General features: G+C 46.7%; 14 protein-coding genes. 7 read left to right on the top strand and 7 right to left on the bottom strand.

Annotated features, from left to right (window positions below; translation table 11 throughout):
• Positions 1–14: 14 nt before the first annotated feature.
• The 3 genes from IEY34_RS28005 to IEY34_RS27995 form a co-directional block, all read right to left on the bottom strand.
• Entirely contained in the window at positions 15–749 is a 735-nt protein-coding gene (locus tag IEY34_RS28005) for an HAD family hydrolase (protein WP_189018297.1), read from the bottom strand.
• An 86-nt stretch (positions 750–835) separates the two neighbouring features.
• A complete protein-coding gene (locus tag IEY34_RS28000) occupies positions 836–1288 on the bottom strand; it encodes a bactofilin family protein (protein WP_189018294.1) in 453 nt (150 codons plus the stop codon).
• 4 nt (positions 1289–1292) lie between these two features.
• Entirely contained in the window at positions 1293–2312 is a 1020-nt protein-coding gene (locus tag IEY34_RS27995; RefSeq protein ID WP_189018291.1) for a M23 family metallopeptidase, read from the bottom strand.
• Positions 2313–2344: 32 nt separating this feature from the next.
• Between IEY34_RS27995 and IEY34_RS27990 the strand changes: the two genes are divergently transcribed.
• Positions 2345–2776, top strand: coding sequence for an acetate and sugar kinases/Hsc70/actin family protein (locus IEY34_RS27990; protein WP_189018288.1), 432 nt, complete (start codon positions 2345–2347; stop codon positions 2774–2776).
• Between the two features lie 354 nt (positions 2777–3130).
• Here the strand turns inward: IEY34_RS27990 and IEY34_RS27985 are convergent, their stop codons facing one another.
• The 3 genes from IEY34_RS27985 to IEY34_RS27975 form a co-directional block, all read right to left on the bottom strand.
• On the bottom strand, positions 3131–4501 hold the full coding sequence (locus IEY34_RS27985) for a GerAB/ArcD/ProY family transporter (RefSeq protein ID WP_189018286.1): 1371 nt from the start codon (positions 4499–4501) through the stop codon (positions 3131–3133).
• A gap of 261 nt (positions 4502–4762) precedes the next feature.
• Positions 4763–5935: a Ger(x)C family spore germination protein gene (locus IEY34_RS27980; RefSeq protein WP_189018283.1), complete on the bottom strand. Its 1173-nt coding sequence runs from the start codon at positions 5933–5935 to the stop codon at positions 4763–4765.
• Positions 5922–7598 carry a spore germination protein gene (locus tag IEY34_RS27975; RefSeq protein ID WP_229757887.1) on the bottom strand — a complete coding sequence of 559 codons (1677 nt, stop codon included), beginning with the start codon at positions 7596–7598 and terminating at the stop codon, positions 5922–5924. The genes IEY34_RS27980 and IEY34_RS27975 overlap by 14 nt, the downstream gene beginning before the upstream one ends.
• A gap of 219 nt (positions 7599–7817) precedes the next feature.
• Here IEY34_RS27975 and cls point away from each other — a divergent pair, with 219 nt between their 5' ends.
• On the top strand, positions 7818–9245 hold the full coding sequence (gene cls / locus IEY34_RS27970) for a cardiolipin synthase (protein WP_189018280.1): 1428 nt from the start codon (positions 7818–7820) through the stop codon (positions 9243–9245).
• On the opposite strand, the gene ligD is transcribed toward cls, so the two are convergent.
• Entirely contained in the window at positions 9237–10124 is an 888-nt protein-coding gene (gene ligD / locus IEY34_RS27965) for a non-homologous end-joining DNA ligase (protein WP_189018277.1), read from the bottom strand. The two genes, cls and ligD, sit on opposite strands and share 9 nt — an antisense overlap.
• Before the next feature lie 227 nt (positions 10125–10351).
• On the opposite strand from ligD, the gene IEY34_RS27960 reads away from it, so the two are divergent.
• From IEY34_RS27960 to IEY34_RS27940, 5 genes are all read left to right on the top strand, one after another.
• Complete coding sequence (locus IEY34_RS27960; protein ID WP_189018274.1) at positions 10352–10948, top strand: nitroreductase family protein; 597 nt, start codon at positions 10352–10354, stop codon at positions 10946–10948.
• Positions 10949–11370: 422 nt separating this feature from the next.
• The gene (locus IEY34_RS27955) at positions 11371–13053 is read left to right on the top strand and encodes a hypothetical protein (protein ID WP_189018271.1); all 1683 of its coding nucleotides are present in this window, start codon (positions 11371–11373) and stop codon (positions 13051–13053) included.
• 152 nt (positions 13054–13205) lie between these two features.
• Positions 13206–13772: a sigma-70 family RNA polymerase sigma factor gene (locus IEY34_RS27950; protein ID WP_189018268.1), complete on the top strand. Its 567-nt coding sequence runs from the start codon at positions 13206–13208 to the stop codon at positions 13770–13772.
• A gap of 4 nt (positions 13773–13776) precedes the next feature.
• Positions 13777–14592, top strand: coding sequence for an anti-sigma factor (locus IEY34_RS27945; protein ID WP_189018403.1), 816 nt, complete (start codon positions 13777–13779; stop codon positions 14590–14592).
• Positions 14593–14765: 173 nt separating this feature from the next.
• Positions 14766–17225: a WG repeat-containing protein gene (locus IEY34_RS27940; protein WP_189018265.1), complete on the top strand. Its 2460-nt coding sequence runs from the start codon at positions 14766–14768 to the stop codon at positions 17223–17225.
• Positions 17226–17479: the final 254 nt, after the last annotated feature.

Here is a 17479-nt window from a genome sequence, read left to right as displayed (position 1 = left end):
TTTTGTGTATCAGCTTATTTCAAAATATACGATTGAATCGTGGTTGGAACTTCCTCCAACGAATTGAGTTGGAAGAATGCGCCTTGTGGAGCGACATCAATCGTTCCGGTGTTGTATTCCCAATCCTTGTGAGCTGGAATATGGATGGAGTGGATGCCTGCATGAAGGGCGGGCAGCACATCTGTTTTGACCGAATTCCCGATCATCCAAGTATGTCTGCGGTCAAAGCGCTGCTCCTGCATGATCGTCTCCATGAATTCCCTCGTCTTGTGGACGGTGACGAAGATGCGGTCTTCGAAGTAGGCATCCAGGCTGAGATCCTTCACTTTTTTCATTTGAATGGAAGCTTCGCCACCGGTGTACAAGTACAACCGATGCCCGGCATGTTTGAGCTGATCCAGGGTTTCATTCATCAGTGGATAAGGCTCAGCCGTGTAGGCGTAGACCGTATGTCCTAATTCCATGAGCCAAGACTCTTCCTTAGGACTGGTCGGACGGTTGTACTGCGCTGCGAACCAGTGGTAGGTTTCAACGAAAGATTGAGGAAAGCGGTCTGGCATGAAACCGTGGACCTGGATGCCGGCCAGGTCAATCTGCAGTTGCCTTTGCTTGATGTCCTGAGCGTGCAGCCCGTGCCCGGAATACCAGGTCAACATCAGGTCTACGAACTGCTCAATGACGAAATCGAAATATTTATTGCAATGAACCAAAGTATCGTCGAGGTCAAATAGTATCGCTTGTTCTTTCATAGGCCTAATCTCCTGCATCAGTTAGTTAGAAATGAATTTCCAACTAGTATATCATGTCAGCCAGGCAACTCCTAGGGCAGAGCTGATTACATAGCAACTGTATTTCCTTTGAAAGCGCTATTCTGGTTAGACGCGGGCATGCCGCCATTCTCTTGCTCGTTAGTATGCAGGGGAGCGGCAGACACTGATTTGGTATCCATTTTACTGTTTCCTTGGAACAGGCCGCCTTCTTCAATGATGAAGGATGCAGCATTAATATTGCCTTGCAATGAGCCTGTTGAAGTAATGGTCAACTTACCTTTGGTTGTAACGTTGCCTTGGACATTGCCGGCAAGCACGACATCTCTCGCTGAGATATTAGACTTCACGAGACCGCGTTCTCCGATGATCACGTCTCCGGCGCATTCGATGTCGCCTGTGATGCCGCCTTCGATGCGGATGCTGGCTTCGGAATTGATGCGGCCTTCGAAGGTGGTGCCTTCTCCGATCAAGGTATCTGTCATATTTGGATTCAACAAACTTTTCTTGGTTTTAAACATGTGATTATTCATCCTTTCGAATCGCTTTGAGATAAGGTTTAGGATCGATGCATTCCCCGTTCTTGAGTACTTCATAGTGAAGATGGGGGCCTGTGCTGCGGCCGGTGGTTCCGACGAGACCGATTTTATCGCCTTTTTCTATGGGATCGCCTTTGTTCACCAGAATTTTATTTAAGTGCATATACCAAGTGCGCAGTCCTTTAGTATGCTCGATAACGATATTGTTGCCATGGTAGATATCGGAACCGGTGCTGATCACTTTCCCATCCGCTGTTGCGTAGACAGGATCATTGGCTTTGGCACCGAAATCAATACCTGAATGGAAGCTTGGCCGATGGGTAAAAGGGTCTGTGCGGTATCCGAATGTGGATGTAACCAGTTTGGTGGATGTTGGCCACAGGGTAGGGGTTATCCGCAGCAATTGCTGCTTGTCCGCTACTTTTTGTTTGGTTTCCGTCAGGCTGGTTTGGAGATCTTTGACCTCGCTGTTTAGAGCTGTGAAGGAAGCTAGCGTCTCTTCACCTAACTTAATAATGTCATCCTGTGAGACAGGATTGGGACTCCCGCCGACACCGCTCGCCACAGCAGAGTCTATTTCTACATTAGTTCCGTTGAGGGCGCCAGAAGACGAAGAGCTGGCAACGGCTTTACCCGTTGTGTTTGTATCAAGACCTGCAATGGTTTTGAGATCATTTTCGAATTTTTTCATTTCTTCAACTTGTGCTTTTATTTGTTCAGCTTGCACGGATAGTTGAATTACTTCGTTATGCAACTGCTCGATCGTCTTGTCCTTGGAGGTCAAGGCAGCGCTCCACTGTTGATTGGCTCCGCTTAACTTGAACTGCAGGTCACTGGCTTGTAGTGAATGTAAAACATAAATCGTCGTCGTTATGAGCAGCAGTATGGCTAAGCAAGCGGCTGCGATGTAAGCGATTAAATGGGGAATTCGAAATCTGACGACCGATTGATTGGCATCGGGTATGATGACTAGTGTCAGTTTTTTGGCTTTCCATTTGAACTTCATAAAGGCTTATGTATCTCCTATCATGGTTGAATTTGGCGAAGTTCATCTACAACATTCGTCATTATCTGATAAAAACCTTGCAGCGGCTGCTTGGTGAGCATGAAGTGACGTTCCTGTCGACGCCGCATTTCCAAAACCGCAAGATCAAGGTAGCCATCCGCAAAGTGGCTGTTTCGATTGAAGGTGCTGCGGCTATGTTTCATCTGGCTACACATGACAGCCTGCTGGTTAAGGATGAAGAGATCTACAATGGCTGCATCGGTGTTTGCGAGATTGGTGCGCTGACAACAGATTTCCCGGTTATCAAACGGATGGCCATTGATAATCACTTCAGCCATGGTGAGCAAATCGGGATCGCAACCTATCTGGACGCGGTGATTCGCGATGTCGAAGATGCTTACGGCTACGCAAGTACCCTGATATTCAATGCTTCTATGTCATTGGGGGAGGCGCATCTGCCTTAAAGCCTTATATTCAAGAGGCAGCAGGCTCATTGAAATTGCGTTTCGCGAATGAAAGCGAATTTCTGAATATGTATGAACGCGGAGTTACTCCAGCTGCCTCCCGCGGACGTAAGGGAACTACGATGCGCTATTTTAGCCAAAAGTGTCATTTTCGGGAGGTTGAGGGAACTACAGTGCGCTATTATGCTGTTTCATGGAAATATCAATGCTTTTTGTGGAAATAAGACCCTGTAGTTCTGCTATTACCCTCGCAACCCTACTTTTTGCCTAATTAGCGTCCCCTAGTTCCCTCTTACTAGGTTTTTCCGCTAAGAAGAGATTGATCTCTCAGGGCGGCCAAGCTGTTTTTTTAAATTATTTGCTCGTTTCAGCTTGTTTAAGTACACTCACCTCCATGTAGGTTGTCACCCCTGTCAGGAATAAACAGCAGGCAAATCCAAACGCGCAGATCGTTCCAATAGAAGGATGATATTTGCTAAATACAAGACCAATGAGCAAGCAAACGGTCGAAATAATCATTAGTATATTGCCTCCCCATAGCCATTGTTTGTAGGATAAGCGTCCGCTCATTTTGGCGACCTTCTGTGTAGGCTTCTCTTTGGGTTCCGTATCGGGTACCGTCGAGGTCGTTGTATTCTGCTGTTTGCGCTGCTTTCTTAAAGCAGCAAGCAATAATAGAACAACGACTAATGGCTGGTAAGCCAAAACAATAACTGGCGAACTATAGTTGGAGAAAGACAACAGTTCGGTTGTACTTTTGAAAGATAGGTAAGTGGTTATGGCCATAAGCAAAGAAACAGGCTTGTTGATCGTCGGGTAGTTGCGCTTGTTAAAGAGGGAGCTGATCCCAAGAAGAAGCGCCATATAGATCGCAATAATTTTGCAAGTCACTGTCGGATACCAAACCATTAGCATTATCAGATCCACGCGATCGAGAAAATCAGTCACATGAATCATTTGGACCAAATTGTAAGTGGGATATAGGAAGTTTCCCGGCATTTTCGGCCCTAGCACCACGAGTATGGCAAAAATGAGATAGGTGAGCAGAAACAGGCCTAACAGCGAACCATGGCGGATAGATGATCGAACCTGATTAGCGTTGTACATCATATGAAGGAAAGCGCCCAGAATGAAAATATCCCCTGCACTGCCAATGGTCAGCAGGCTGCTCGCAGCTATGTGCTGGAGCGGCATGGTCATCGCCGGCGTAATAAGACGAATATAAATTTCGTTGGAGAGCAGCAGAGGCATGCTCAAGGTGGCAATGACGAAGAGTGGATAGAAGAGGTCATTGACACGAGCGATGACTTCTACGCTGCTTTTGCCAAAATAGATAAGCAAGAAGCATGGCAATAAGATTAAAATTTCCAAGGGTGTGTCATGCAGCAAGAGCGTGGAGCTGAAACGAGATGCCGCAGAGATATCTCTGGTTACAATTTGCCAGAAGTGAAACAGGATGAAGAGATTGACAATGGTGCCTCCCCAATGCCCTAACAATTCTTTGGAGATTTCGAAAATATTTCTTGCTGGAAACACTTTTGCCAAGTAGCCAAAAAAACTGGCCACCCCAAAGACGTAAAAGACGGATAGCAAGTAACTGTACCAAGCATCCATTTGGCTGATGCGGATCAGCACATTTTGCAAGGTGAGAATGCCTCCGCTAGTAATAACGGAAGAGGCTAACCAGGAAAGCTGTCGCTGATTAATCACTTGTTTTCGATCCACGGGACATGTCGCCTCTTTTCTTAGATACCGATGATACGTTTAAACCAAGGTGAAACCGTGTGAATGAAGAAGCGCGATGGCATAAGAATGGGCCAATGCATATATTTGCTGACGAAGAGTACGATGCTTAGCAGGATGAAACCCCCGTACGCCATCCTTATGCTTTTTTTTTCTTTCATCAACATCCTTCGATCTACGACCACTGAGAGAACTAATGTGACTACAAAACTGAGCATGAAGATGCCATTCATGAGATAAGGTTTACATCCCTTCTTTAATGACATTGTTGTTAATAAGACCAGTCTCTGGGATAGAAGCATTGACGGTAATAACGAATTTAGCTTCCTTGAACATCTCCTCCCACTTCGCTTCAAGGTTATTTCTCCAGGCATTTGGCTGATTTCGCCAGACGATCAAACCGAGTTGAGCCGAATCGGTTCCTGCTTTTTGCATCTGCTGAATAGAGGCTTCTATGGATTTCTTTACTTGTTCGGCAAACTTCAGCTCCACCTTGTGCAGGGTTTCTGATTTATTCAGATCCTGATTGGATTCATCCTCTCGAACCGTGCCGATAGCATCCACAATCACTTGGAAAATAACTTGGTCCCCTTGGAGCTTAGGTCTTATTTGAGTCTGCCCGTTGGTCACTTGAATAGAGATATCTTTGCCTGGGAGCAAGGCAAAGGTAATCAGATGCTCCCTCACTTGATTGCGGAGCCACAAGAGACCATCCGCTTCACGATTGCGGTAAATACCAACTAAACGGTCACCTTTGAATTGACCATAGCCGAGCATTTGAATTTCATGTGAAGGTTCCTTGGCAGCCTGTCCCTCTTTGGGCTGAAAGTAGCTTAAAACGGGGTCGCTGTTAAAGCTTAGGGTCATCCCTATATCTTTGGTCGAGGTCGCCATGGATTGTCGGGATTTGGTTAATTCGCGAATAACTTCAGCCGGAAATCGCTCGAATTTGGGCTCCGTGTTGAGGAGGTCATAGCCCTTGCCTTTCGTGACGACGAGGAAAGAAGTCATCCGGCTCTCGGGTGAGCGCGGAACCGTATCGAACAGGACGGCGATGCCGGCTTTCGCAAATTGTTCGCCAATGACGATAGTTCGACGATGAGAAAGGAAAATGCGGCGGGACATTCGCTTCTGCAGCCTTTCATTTGCTTCGCGCAAGGTGACCCCGGTATCGGAATCAATATAATAGCTCTTTCCTCCCGACGTACCGCCTCCGCCTCCGCTGGCTCCCCCCATGGAACCTGGGAGGGGAAGCATATAAGAGACGCGATACCTTCCGTCATCTTCGAGATCTACGGACGATGTCAGGACGAATGCGATGTCATTGGTCTCGGTTCGGTCCCAGCATCCCGAAAGACATAAGCACACAAGAGCTATCAGTATGGCGAGCAGAAGATGACGATTAGGACGTCCCATTCTGATTTCCCTCCTCGCTTGCTTTATGCTTGTGGGCAATGGAACTGCCATCGAGTCCTCCGTCCTTCATGATCTGCTGAGGCAGCTTCTCATCCATCCGCTGCACATCCTGGATATCCAAGAATTCAGCGCGCTTGTCCATTTGCCACAAGGGCGCGCGTATGAAGACATCCTTAATATCGTTCGCTGACAAGGGGCCTAGTGGCGATAAGTAAGGAATGCCGAATGAGCGCAAATTCGCCATATGGCCGAGCAGAATCATTAAGGAGAAGAAGATGCCATAGAACCCGAACAGGGAACCGGCCATTAGAATCGGGAAGCGCAGCATCCGGATCGCGATCGCGCCATTAAAGCGCGGAATGGTGAACGAAGCGATACCGGTAATGGAAACCACGATAACCATTGGTGCGGATACGATTCCTGCTTGAACCGCTGCTTGTCCGACCACAAGTGCGCCAAGGATGGATACGGCGGAACCGACGGCTTTGGGCAGTCGGATACCGGCTTCCCGCAAGGCTTCGAAAGTGATTTCCATAATGAAGGCTTCCACCACGGCCGGAAAAGGGATGGCTTCTCTGGAGGCAGCAACGCTCAGCATCAAGGTTGTAGGCAGCAGATCTTGATGGTAGGTCGTAATTGCTACGTATAACGCCGGTGTCGTAAGGGACAAGAACATGAATACATATCGAAGCAGCCGCAAGAGAGAGCCAATTTGAAATCGTTCATAGTAGTCCTCGCTCGTTTGCATAATTTGGATAAAAACGAAGGGGACGATCAGTGCAAAAGGTGTGCCATCGGTCAGGATGGTGACGCGTCCCTGCAAGAGAGCCGCGGCTACGACGTCAGGACGTTCCGTGTATTGCATTTGCGGAAAAGGTGAATAAGCATTATCTTGAATCAGCTCTTCAATCATGCCGGATTCCAGGATGGCATCGATCTTGATCAGTTCAATCCGCTTGACCACCTCTTCAATCAGGGAGGGCATGGCCAGGTCGTCGAGATAACAGATGACGAGATTGGTGTTGCTCTCCTTGCCGACGCTCATCGATTTCATCTTGAGGCGAGGCGTCTTGAGCTTGCGGCGGATCATGGAGGTGTTCGTGCGGATACTTTCCACGAACCCTTCCTTGGGTCCGCGCACGACGGTTTCCGTCTCCGGCTCGCCGACGGAGCGCTTCTCGGTTCCGCGGATGCCGAGCAGGATCGCCTTGGCGTTGCCCTCAACAAGCAGCGCGGCATCGCCTCCTAACACCGAGACGAGCAGATCTCCGTAATTATCGGAGATCTGGGTTTGCGATACCGGAAGTATTGTTCCTACGATGCGCTCAATCGACGTTTCGCCGCCGCCGAGCAGCATCAGCGATTTCATCGTATCGTTAAGCAGCTGGGTATTGGTGAGCCCATCCACGAAAAGCAGCAGAGCAGGAATATGGGGTTCGATCTCAAATTCACGGACCACGATGTCCGAACAGTCTTTGAAGATAGCTTTCATGAATTCATGATTTTCATCAAGCAGAAGGGATAGCTTCGTTTTCTTGAGCTCTTCGATGAACTGATAATCCAACGAGTCGCTGAGTGCAGATTGCTCATTGATCTCATCGGGCTTGTTAGATGCGCGTTTACGCAGGATGCTTTTCATCAATTGTTTGGATGTCTTGACCATGCGAAGGGCACCTCCTGCCGGGTTCGGGATGAAGATCATAGGAATGCGTTTATTATTTTTCTCGAAATGAAGGATTTTATTACGAAAGTTGGAAAATTTTAATTATTGAGGTGGAGGACAGGGGCTGCAACCATGAAAGGTATAGATGGGAAGCACTTGGCAAAAGCTAACGGGACAAGGGATTTGGCGTTGGCAAGCGTGGGACGAGGGAGGTAGCTTATGCTTTGGCTGGTCATTATTTTGCTTCTTTTTATTTTTCAGACAGCCACGATCCTGATCGGGGAGTATAAAAGGCCGGCCAAAACGGTAGCATGGCTGCTCGTGCTTTTCATTTTTCCAATTATCGGCTTCATCATGTACTATTTCCTCGCCAAGGAATACTCACAACGCAAAATGGTTCGCCGCAAAGGGCGCCGCAAGATGGCGGAGATCAAGCATCAGTGGATAGGCTTTAAAGGTACTGTGTCCGAAGAGGGCGAAGCGGATTATGAACTTTACGAGGATACTAGACTTTGTGGATTGCTCTATAACATTCCAGGCTCCCCCATTACGCCGAACAATCAGATTGAAGTCCTGACGAATGCGGATGTTACCTATGAAGCCATGCTGAATGCCATTGCCGCAGCGCAAAAACACATTCATTTTGAGTTTTACACGATCCGTGATGATCAAATTGGTATAACCTTTCAAGATGCCTTGATTCGGAAGGCCAAAGAGGGCGTCAGCGTGAGAGTGATTTACGATGGGGTAGGAAGCTACGCCTTGTCACAAGCGTACATAAACAAATTCAAACAAGCTAATGTGCAAATCTATCCTTTTTTGAGGCCGCTCATCGCCTTCTTCGATAAACGAATGAACTATCGGAATCATCGTAAAATTATCGTGATTGATGGCTTGGTCGGCTTCCTGGGCGGGATTAATATCGGTGATGAATATTTGGGGGCTGACCCTAAACTGGGATTCTGGCGAGACACGCATCTTAAACTCTATGGGGATGCCGTTTATTATTTGCAGCAAACCTTTATAACGGATTGGATGTTTGTGAGTAAAGATCGTCTGTCGGATTCTACATTTTTCCCCGAGCATGGGGTACCTGCCTCATCGCTTGCCCAGGTGATCTCAAGTGGTCCTGACGCACATTGGGATGCGATTCAGGAAATGTTTTTTGCGGGGATTGTGGCGGCAAAGAAGCGCATTTACATGACAACACCCTACTTCATACCGGATCCGAGTATCACGATGGCGCTCAAAACAGCCGTTATTAGCGGCGTAGATGTGCGCATTATTTTACCCTATCAAGCAGATTCCAAGATTGTGCAGTACGCGTCCCGTTCTTATCTATTGGAGCTCATGCAAGCAGGTGTTCAGTTCTATTTGTATCGCAAAGGATTCATTCATGCCAAAGTCATGCTGATTGATCATCTGATGGCGACAGTTGGAACTGCCAATGTGGATATGCGCAGCTTTTTCAGCAATTTTGAGCTGAATGCCGTGATGTTCAACAAAGATGTAATCGGACGGCTGGAGGATGACTTCTTAATGGATTTGAAGGATTCGGATGAGTTGAAATTAGTGGAGTTCGAACAAAGATCCCGCATGGAGAAGGGGAAGGAGATAATAGCTCGCCTACTCTCTCCTCTATTCTAAACGGGTTAGAATAGCATCCAAATTCTGCAGGGGGACGGTTTGGATGAGGTCGCCAACCTTGCTCAGACGGTCCACAATGTTAAGTAAATTGAAATCGCGAGGGTCAGGCCGCTGCTCGACTTCCTTCCAGAGAAGCGGCGTAGAGACGGACGCATCTTTTCTTGCTCGGGGTGTATAAGGTGCGGAAAGTGTCTTCCCATACCAATGCTGCAGGTAGTCGATGTAAATTTTATCGCCGCGATTCTTTTTCAAACGCTCGATGGTGAACAGGTTCGGATATCGTTTGACGACGTAGGAAGCAATGAAAAAGCCAATCTTCCGCAATTGCTCGAAGGTGTAGCCCATCTGAATAGGGATATAGATTTGCACGCCTGTTGCGCCAGAGGTTTTGGCGATCGACTGAATACGCAGGGAATCCAGCACCTCGCCAATAATATGCGCGGCCTCCATAATTCGTGGTTCTTGCTCCAAGGTAGGGTCGATATCGATCAGCCACTCTGCAGGCAAGGTTTCACCGATGCGGTGGAAGGAGGGATGAAATTCCAAGCTAGCCAAATTTCCCAGCCACAGTAGGGTGGGCAGCGAGTCGAGATTGACGTAGTCAATGCCGTCAAGCGGCGCCAGCTTAACGAAAGCGGGTACTGGATTGGGGGCATTTTTTTGATAAAAGGACTTTTGGTGATAGCCGTTGGGAAAGCGAATTGTTGTCAGGTGCCGATTGTGGCAATAGCGCAGCAAATAGGGGGACAGTTCCGTTAGTTTGGTGATGTAGTCTGCTTTGGTGATGCCCATTTCGGGCCACAACGGTTTACCGGGATTCGTAATGGTCAGCTCATGGCCTTCTACGATTAGTGTACCTTTCGTTGTTGCAACTGTCATCAGAGTCGCCTCCTGCTTAGGATGTATCCCGATTATTCCCTGTGAGCAGAATTTCCAAACATTTTACTAACAAAATGTTAGTGAAATTGATTGACAAAACCTCGAAATAGTACGATAATAATAAAATTTAATAACATTTAGTTAGTAACATTTAAAGTTATAGTTAGTTCTGTTTCGTGATTTTGGGTGAAATTATTGTTTATATAAGAAAGCGGAGGAGAATCCCTATGAGCAACTTTTTAACAGCGGTGAAAGAAAGACGTACGTTTTATGGTTTAAGCAAAGAGGTGGTCGTTTCCAACGACCACATTCAAGAAATCGTGAACGAGGCTGTGAAGTATTCCCCAACATCCTTCAATTCACAAAGTGCGCGAGTGGTCGTTCTATTCGGTGAGCAATCCGATACATTGTGGAACATTACGAAAGAAACGCTGCGCAAAATCGTGCCTGCGGACAGCTTCGCGGCTACGGAAGAAAGAATCAACAGCTTCGGCGCTGGTTCCGGTACCGTTCTGTTCTTCGAAGATCAAACGGTGGTCGAGCAGCTTCAGGCTCAGTTCGCAGCCTATGCGGATAATTTCCCAATCTGGTCCAACCAATCTTCCGGGATGCTGCAATTCGTTGTATGGACGGCTTTGGAGCAAGAAGGACTCGGAGCATCCTTGCAGCACTATAACCCATTGATCAACGACGAAGTTGCCCAAACGTGGAACCTGCCAAGCGAATGGAAATTGATTGCCCAAATGCCGTTCGGCAAACCGACTTTCGTGCCTGGCGACAAAGAATTCCAACCGCTTGAAAGTCGTGTGAAATTCTTTCAATAAGAATAAATAGTTGTGGGAGCACCGCGATTGTAGAGAACCCAGCCGCCATAGGCTGGGTTCTTTTTGAGTTGCCCCCTGCTGCCTCTGGTGGGAGGGAACTACAGGGCGTTATTGTAGATAAAAGTGTCATTATTTCAATTTTGAGGGAACTGTGGTGCGCTATTTTGCTGTTCGAAGGGAAATTCAGCTCTTTTTGTGGATATAAGACCCTGTAGTTCCGTTAAGACTCTCGCATCCCTGTTATTTGCCAAAATAGCGGACTACAGTTCCCTCCCTAGGATTTGTCGCCATAGAAGAGGCTCATTTCTCAGGGCGACAAAGCCGTTTTTCTCATGGATTACAAATAATTCGTGAGAACGATCAAACCGCTTGCTATTCCTCATCGTTTACTTCATTAGAAACGTTAAGGAGGAATAGCAAGCATGAAAACTATCAAAAAGGGTATCCTGTCTTTCTTTGTGCTAACAGGTCTGGTGGCGGGGGCAACAGCCTTTTCGGCAGCGGCTGCTGAGCCGCTTAAAGTTAAATCCGAAACCGATCTGGCTGGGGATTTGGGCATTCTCCAAGGCGAGGGCAGTGGTCTGACGGCGGAGTACCTGAACAAATCAACGACGAGATTGCAAGCCGCGGTCATGTCATTACGGTTAAAAGGATTGGAAGCAGACGCCTTAGCCTATAAAGGGATGGCCAGTTTCAAGGATGCGAGCCGTGTATCGCAAGAGAATCAAGCTATTCTGGGCTATTTGAAAGACCATCCGTCGTTAGGTTGGCAGGGTACGGGCGATGATACATTTGAGCCATTAGCCGCTATTACTGCACAGCAGTACTACAAGGTTCTGTTGGAATCCTTAGGCTATCTGCAAGGAACGGATTTTGACTACGCGGGTGTCATCCCCTTTGCTGGCAAAAATGGCTTATCCCAAATTGCCGATGTCAAAACATTCAAAAACCTACATATTGCAGCAGCAACCCTCGAGGCGCTCAAGGCGCCTATCAAAGGCACAACGAAGACACTGGGTACCGATCTGGTTGAAAAGGGTAAAATCAGCGCAAGCAAGCTGGATGCATTAGCCAAACCAGCGCTTTCCTTGAAGCAAAGCAGTGCGCTAGGCAGTTATCTCACGGATGATAAGGGCATGACGCTGTACTATTTTACCAAGGATGTCGCGAATGTTAATTCCTGTGTGGAACAATGCTTGACCAATTGGCCTATCTTTGGTCCCCATGATTTCACGGTTCCTGCTGGATTCAGCGCAGCGGATTTCCAGATCTTCACTCGGGCCGACGGCAAGGAGCAGGTGACTTACAAAGGCTGGCCTTTGTATTACTTCATTAAGGATCAAAAACCGGGGGATACAACAGGAGATAATGTCGGTAAAGTCTGGTTCGTGATTAAACCTGCGAATGGCGGCATAGCCTTGGGCACCAAAGCTGAACTCGGGAATTATTTGACGGATGCGAGCGGTAGAGCGCTTTATTATTATGACAATGACACCAAGGGCGTCAGCAATTGCTCAGGTAAATGTTTGGAGAAATGGCCTGTCTTTGCTAATGCTGCGATTGCAGCGCCAACTGGTGTTAATTCTGCTGATTTTGGTACTTTGGTTCGTGCGGATGGCAGCGTGCAAACGACTTATAAAGGATTTCCGCTTTACTACTGGGCTGGCGATACGAAGATGGGCGACACTACCGGGCAGGACGTAGGCCATGTCTGGTATGTCATTGATCCAGCGAAATTCACGGGTACGAAGGCTGCTAATACGTCTGTAAAAACAAGTAAATCCGATGCTTTAGGCACCTATTTGGTCGATGAGAACGGGATGGCTTTGTATCTGTTTACCAAAGATCTTGCAGATCCGAATTCATGTGTGGGACCCTGTTTGGTCAATTGGCCGATTTTCTATGATGAGAATCTCACGGTATCTGCTGATCTCACGGCCAGTGATTTCGGCGTTCTAACGCGTAATGACGGAACCAAACAAAGCACCTACAAAGGTTGGCCACTGTATTACTGGATCAAGGATCATAACCCTGGCGACACCACGGGACAAAATGTAGGCAAGGTCTGGTTCGTCCTTGATCCGTCCAAAATCACAGCGAGATAAAGGATATCTAAATCGTTATTTCATCGCGCTCCGACTTGCTGAATCGTTCAGCGGTGTTGGGGCTCTTTTTCTATAAATCTATTGCCAAGACATCTTGCTGGAGATAAGGTAGAAGGTAATACAACTTTATTTCGACTCGGGGTGTGCTGGCTATGCGCAATCGAACGGATGGGGAGCTGATGAAGCTCGTCATGGGAAAAAACCATCTGGCTTTGGAAGAACTCTATGATCGCTATGCGAAGCTTGTTTATTCCTTTGCGCTCAAGTCGATGAAGGAAGAACAGGCCGCGCGCGAAATTGTTCAGCTTGTTTTTACACGCCTATGGACCACGGAAAAAGGGTTCGACGCAAGCAAAGGCGCATTCGTGAATTGGGTGATCACGGTGACCCGCAATATCACGATTGATTATTTAAGGCAGAAGCGGAAACTGGATCAAGTCATCCGTTTTGAGCCCAAAGAATGGGAAAATGAACTTGTTTCTGGCGATCCTGATCCAGATTTGATCATGACACGTAAGTGGATAGGAGAGCAAATTCACGAAGCGTATGTCCATCTAAGTGAAAGCCAGATTCAATTGATCGACATGATGTATTGGCAGGGTTATTCGCTGAGCGAAATTGCGACCCGGATGAACGAACCGCTGGGTACGATCAAAAGCCGGCTGCATCAATGTTTAAAAATACTAAGGAAGCATCTGACAGCTGTGAGGGAGGGATGACGTTATGAAAGAACATGAAACGGTGGACTGCAGTTACTTGGTCAACTATTTGACAGGCGACTGCACGGAATTGGAGCGCGCGGCTTTCGAACGGCATCTGCGAACTTGTGTCACATGCCGTGAGGAGTTAAGCGATTTACAAGAGGTTTGGCAGGCGCTGCCTTTTGAGATGGAGGAAGTGGAAGTTCCTGCTGATTTGAAGCAGCAGGTGATGCAGTCCATTATTCAGCTGCCGAGTGAAGTGGAGAATAATACTGAAGAACGGGCGAGTGTGCCTGAGCTGACACCAAAGATGATACCAGAGCAGGCGGCAAAGATAATACCAAAGATGACACCAAGTCAGCCAGCGAAGCGATCCTACAATTGGGTGTATGGCGCAGTTGCCGCCATGGTATTGGGGCTCGCAGTGGGGATGTGGTGGAATGATCGTCAGAATCAACCGAACCTCGCAGCCAATCCTGGCTTACAGCAGCCGGCTGAAATTGTGCGTACCTTCCAGTTGAAATCGTTCGAAAGCACATTGCCTAACGCCTGGGGTACCGCCTATGTGCTGCAAAATGGCGATGTCCACAACGTGGTCATCAACGTGCAAGGACTCAAAACTACGCAAGGAGATTCCGCTTATCAGGTTTGGTTCAACCGCAGCGGAAAAAGATACAACTGCGGCACACTCCGCGTAGATGAGAAAGGCACGGGCGTGCTGACGTACAGCATCCCTGTGAAAGTAAAGGACTTTCAAATCGATTCCTTCGGCATAACGCTTGAACCCGATGCGAATGGCTTGCAGCCACGCGGGAAGAAAGTCTTGGGGACAACGTAGGCTAGCTGGGAGCTAACACGACTTTCTCGTGATGATAATCACGGGGGAGTCGTGTTTTTTTAGTCGCGGGGTTCTCACGCCAGGGCTTTTTCATGTAGTTCTTTTTAACTAGGCGTGGTAAGATAGATGAGGAATATTTTACAAATTTCTACAAAATAGTAGGGGGAGTAGCATTGTTTAAAAAGATGATAAGTTTGATTGCCGTTACATTGATGCTTTGGCAATTTGGTTCTGTCGTATACGCCGAACAAAAGGTTGAGATTAAAGAAAATGGGGAAGTATCATTTGAGTATCTTACGGTACTAGGGGAAAAAAAGTCACTTGACATGACAGGTGCCATCATCATAAAAGACGGGCGCCCTATGGTTCCAATATTCGCGTTAGAACGTTATTACCATTCCGACAGCGCATTTGAATTGTTGACTACACAGAAAGGCAATGTAGTTTCGGTTCTAGATCTTCGCAATGAAATTAGGTATCAGATGAAAGTGGGTTCCAAGAAAGTAAATGTACTTGGGAGTGATGAAGTAAAGCTGCGTGAAGAGACATTATCGACGGAGGTTTCTGTACATTTGGAAGGCGATAATGTGTATATCCCGATCGATATTTTTCAGTTATTGGGGTATGAAGCTGTTTTGGCAGGAGAGAAGAAATTGAAGATCAATTTTGCACAAAAGGCTAATGTATCTAACGGTACTAACGCAACTGGATCTGCAGCCAGTAGCTCCCAAACGTTATATCCCGTTAAAATAGGTAAACAATACGGCTTTATGGATCAAGTTGGAAAAGTCGTCATAAAACCTCAATTCGAGGAAGCAGGAGAGTTCGCGGAAGGCTTTGCTGCTGTGAAAGTGAAAGGAAAATGGGGGTATGCAGATTTAACTGGTAAAATTGTCATTACTCCCGAGTATCATTCTGCTTCTCGTTTTTCTGAAGGCTATGCGATCGTAAGTAAAGAAGACCGAGATGGTGTTAAGTTTGGATATATCAACTCCAAAGGGAAACAAGTCGGAAGTATCATGTATGAATTTGCATTGGCCTATAAAGAAAATTTTGCTCCAGTCGTCACGGGAACTCATTTTGCCTTTCTAAATCGAGATGGCCGTATCCAAATTTATAAATTTCACGATGATGCGGGCTCATTTTCAGAAGGCTTAGCGAGAGTGCAATTAAATGGAAAATACGGGTATATCGATAAAAAAGGGGAGGCCGTCATTCCTTATCAGTATACGAAGGCTACGGATTTTGCCGGGGGACTCGCTGCGATAAGTATAGATAACAAGTGGGGGTACATAGATAAAGAAGAGAATCAAATCATTAAAGTGCAATATGAAGATGCGACCCCTTTTTCTGAAGGTCTTGCAGCGGTGCAAACAGGCGGAAAATATGGATACATTGATTCGACCGGAAAAACGGTCATTTCACCTAATTTTGAATATGCTGGAGCCTTCAAGGCAGGCTATGCTCCTGTGAAAGTACTCGGTAAGTGGGGGTTTATTGATCCAAAGGGCACTGTCGTCGTTAGTCCTAAGTATGAGTATGCGTATGAAGTAGCCGGGACTTTATTTCAAGTAAAAGATGCAGGGAAAACGCTGTATTTAGATCAAAAAGGGAATCCCGTTAAACCGTTAAATGACAATGGCAAAGAGATTAATCTTGTTGCTGTCGCAGGGAAAGTCATTGAGGTTAACGGTTCTATTTTAGATCTGGACGTACCGCCCGTTCTGGTTGAAGGGAGCACACTAGTACCTCTTCGTTCCATATTAGAGAGCTTGGGTTTACATTTGGAATGGAATAGTGAGACTAAAACCATTAAGGCAACGAAGGATGGCACAAATATGGTCCTGCAAGTGGATAATCCGGTTGCAACCGTGAATGGCAAATCGGTTACTTTGGCGGTTTCACCCAAAATTATTAATGGTGCTACCCTGGTTCCGATTCGTTTTATTTCTGAAAGCGTTGGCGCTCAAGTTGACTATGATTCCTATCAGCCTACGGAAGTAAATAACACGGCCTTGTTAAATGGTTTAAATCCTTCCTTTGCAGCTAAGCTTCGTGTTTATGGGGAAGCTTCGGACACCTTACTGAGAGCGCATGAAGGGAATTCTGGGAATTTGGAAGCAGCCACGGCAGTGTGGGAACAGGCGGCGGATAATCTTGTCCTTATCAAGGATGCCTTACTTAAGGATATGCATAGAAATTTCGATGCTATCACGAATGCGGCACCCAATGACGCTGATAGTTATTTGCAGCAAGCCATGCTGATCGAAGAGCTTGGTTTGTTATACGAAGATAAAAACTTGGCCTCCGAAGCCGAAATGCTAGCTATAGAAGCTGGAAAAATAGATCAGAAAGCTTTGTTGTTTTATCGCTTGTTTATAGCTGATCTTTCTGAAGATGCTAAAGAGAAATCTAAGCGATATGCAGAGATAGCCGCTGTAAATCCTTACGTCGTGTTAAATCATGTGCAGAAAAATGGGAATTACTATGATGCTGGGGAAGCGTTTAGTCGTAGTGAGAGTTTACAGGATTACGCTATATTTGCATTAAAGAAAGCAGCATCTTCAGGAGATGAAGGTACAAGGAACCAAGCAAAGAAACTGTTGAAAGATAAATACAAAGTGCAATTATAAGTCTATCCTTAATTAGAAAAAGTAAGAAAAAGGGCTTCGCCGCCCTGAGATATATCCGTCTCTTCTTAGCGTCTAAACCGTGTAAGGGAACTAGAGGACGCTAATTGGGCAAAAAGTAGGAATGCGTAGGTAATAGCGGAACTACAGAGACCGTCGATTAACTCCTTAAATTTAGCAAACATCGGGAGGAGTAGGTTTCGTCTATTCCTCTCCCCCCCCAATGAAAACCCCGAATTTACTTTAAAATGACTATT

Origin of the sequence: Paenibacillus marchantiophytorum (assembly GCF_014640555.1) — a bacterium.
GTDB lineage: Bacteria > Bacillota > Bacilli > Paenibacillales > NBRC-103111 > Paenibacillus_E > Paenibacillus_E marchantiophytorum.
Note: the sequence above shows the minus strand (reverse complement) of the source record. Positions and strands in the feature narration are given on the sequence as shown.

Bases quoted from the DNA above. Each gene is read 5' to 3' on its own strand.
- IEY34_RS28005 (WP_189018297.1), bottom strand. From the start codon at position 749: ATGAAAGAACAAGCGATACTATTTGACCTCGACGATACTTTGGTTCAT.
- cls (WP_189018280.1), top strand. From the start codon at position 7,818: ATGCTTTGGCTGGTCATTATTTTGCTTCTTTTTATTTTTCAGACAGCC.
- IEY34_RS27975 (WP_229757887.1), bottom strand. From the start codon at position 7,598: ATGGTCAAGACATCCAAACAATTGATGAAAAGCATCCTGCGTAAACGC.
- IEY34_RS27980 (WP_189018283.1), bottom strand. From the start codon at position 5,935: ATGGGACGTCCTAATCGTCATCTTCTGCTCGCCATACTGATAGCTCTT.
- ligD (WP_189018277.1), bottom strand. From the start codon at position 10,124: ATGACAGTTGCAACAACGAAAGGTACACTAATCGTAGAAGGCCATGAG.
- IEY34_RS27950 (WP_189018268.1), top strand. From the start codon at position 13,206: ATGCGCAATCGAACGGATGGGGAGCTGATGAAGCTCGTCATGGGAAAA.
- IEY34_RS27960 (WP_189018274.1), top strand. From the start codon at position 10,352: ATGAGCAACTTTTTAACAGCGGTGAAAGAAAGACGTACGTTTTATGGT.
- IEY34_RS28000 (WP_189018294.1), bottom strand. From the start codon at position 1,288: ATGTTTAAAACCAAGAAAAGTTTGTTGAATCCAAATATGACAGATACC.
- IEY34_RS27955 (WP_189018271.1), top strand. From the start codon at position 11,371: ATGAAAACTATCAAAAAGGGTATCCTGTCTTTCTTTGTGCTAACAGGT.
- IEY34_RS27995 (WP_189018291.1), bottom strand. From the start codon at position 2,312: ATGAAGTTCAAATGGAAAGCCAAAAAACTGACACTAGTCATCATACCC.
- IEY34_RS27945 (WP_189018403.1), top strand. From the start codon at position 13,777: ATGAAAGAACATGAAACGGTGGACTGCAGTTACTTGGTCAACTATTTG.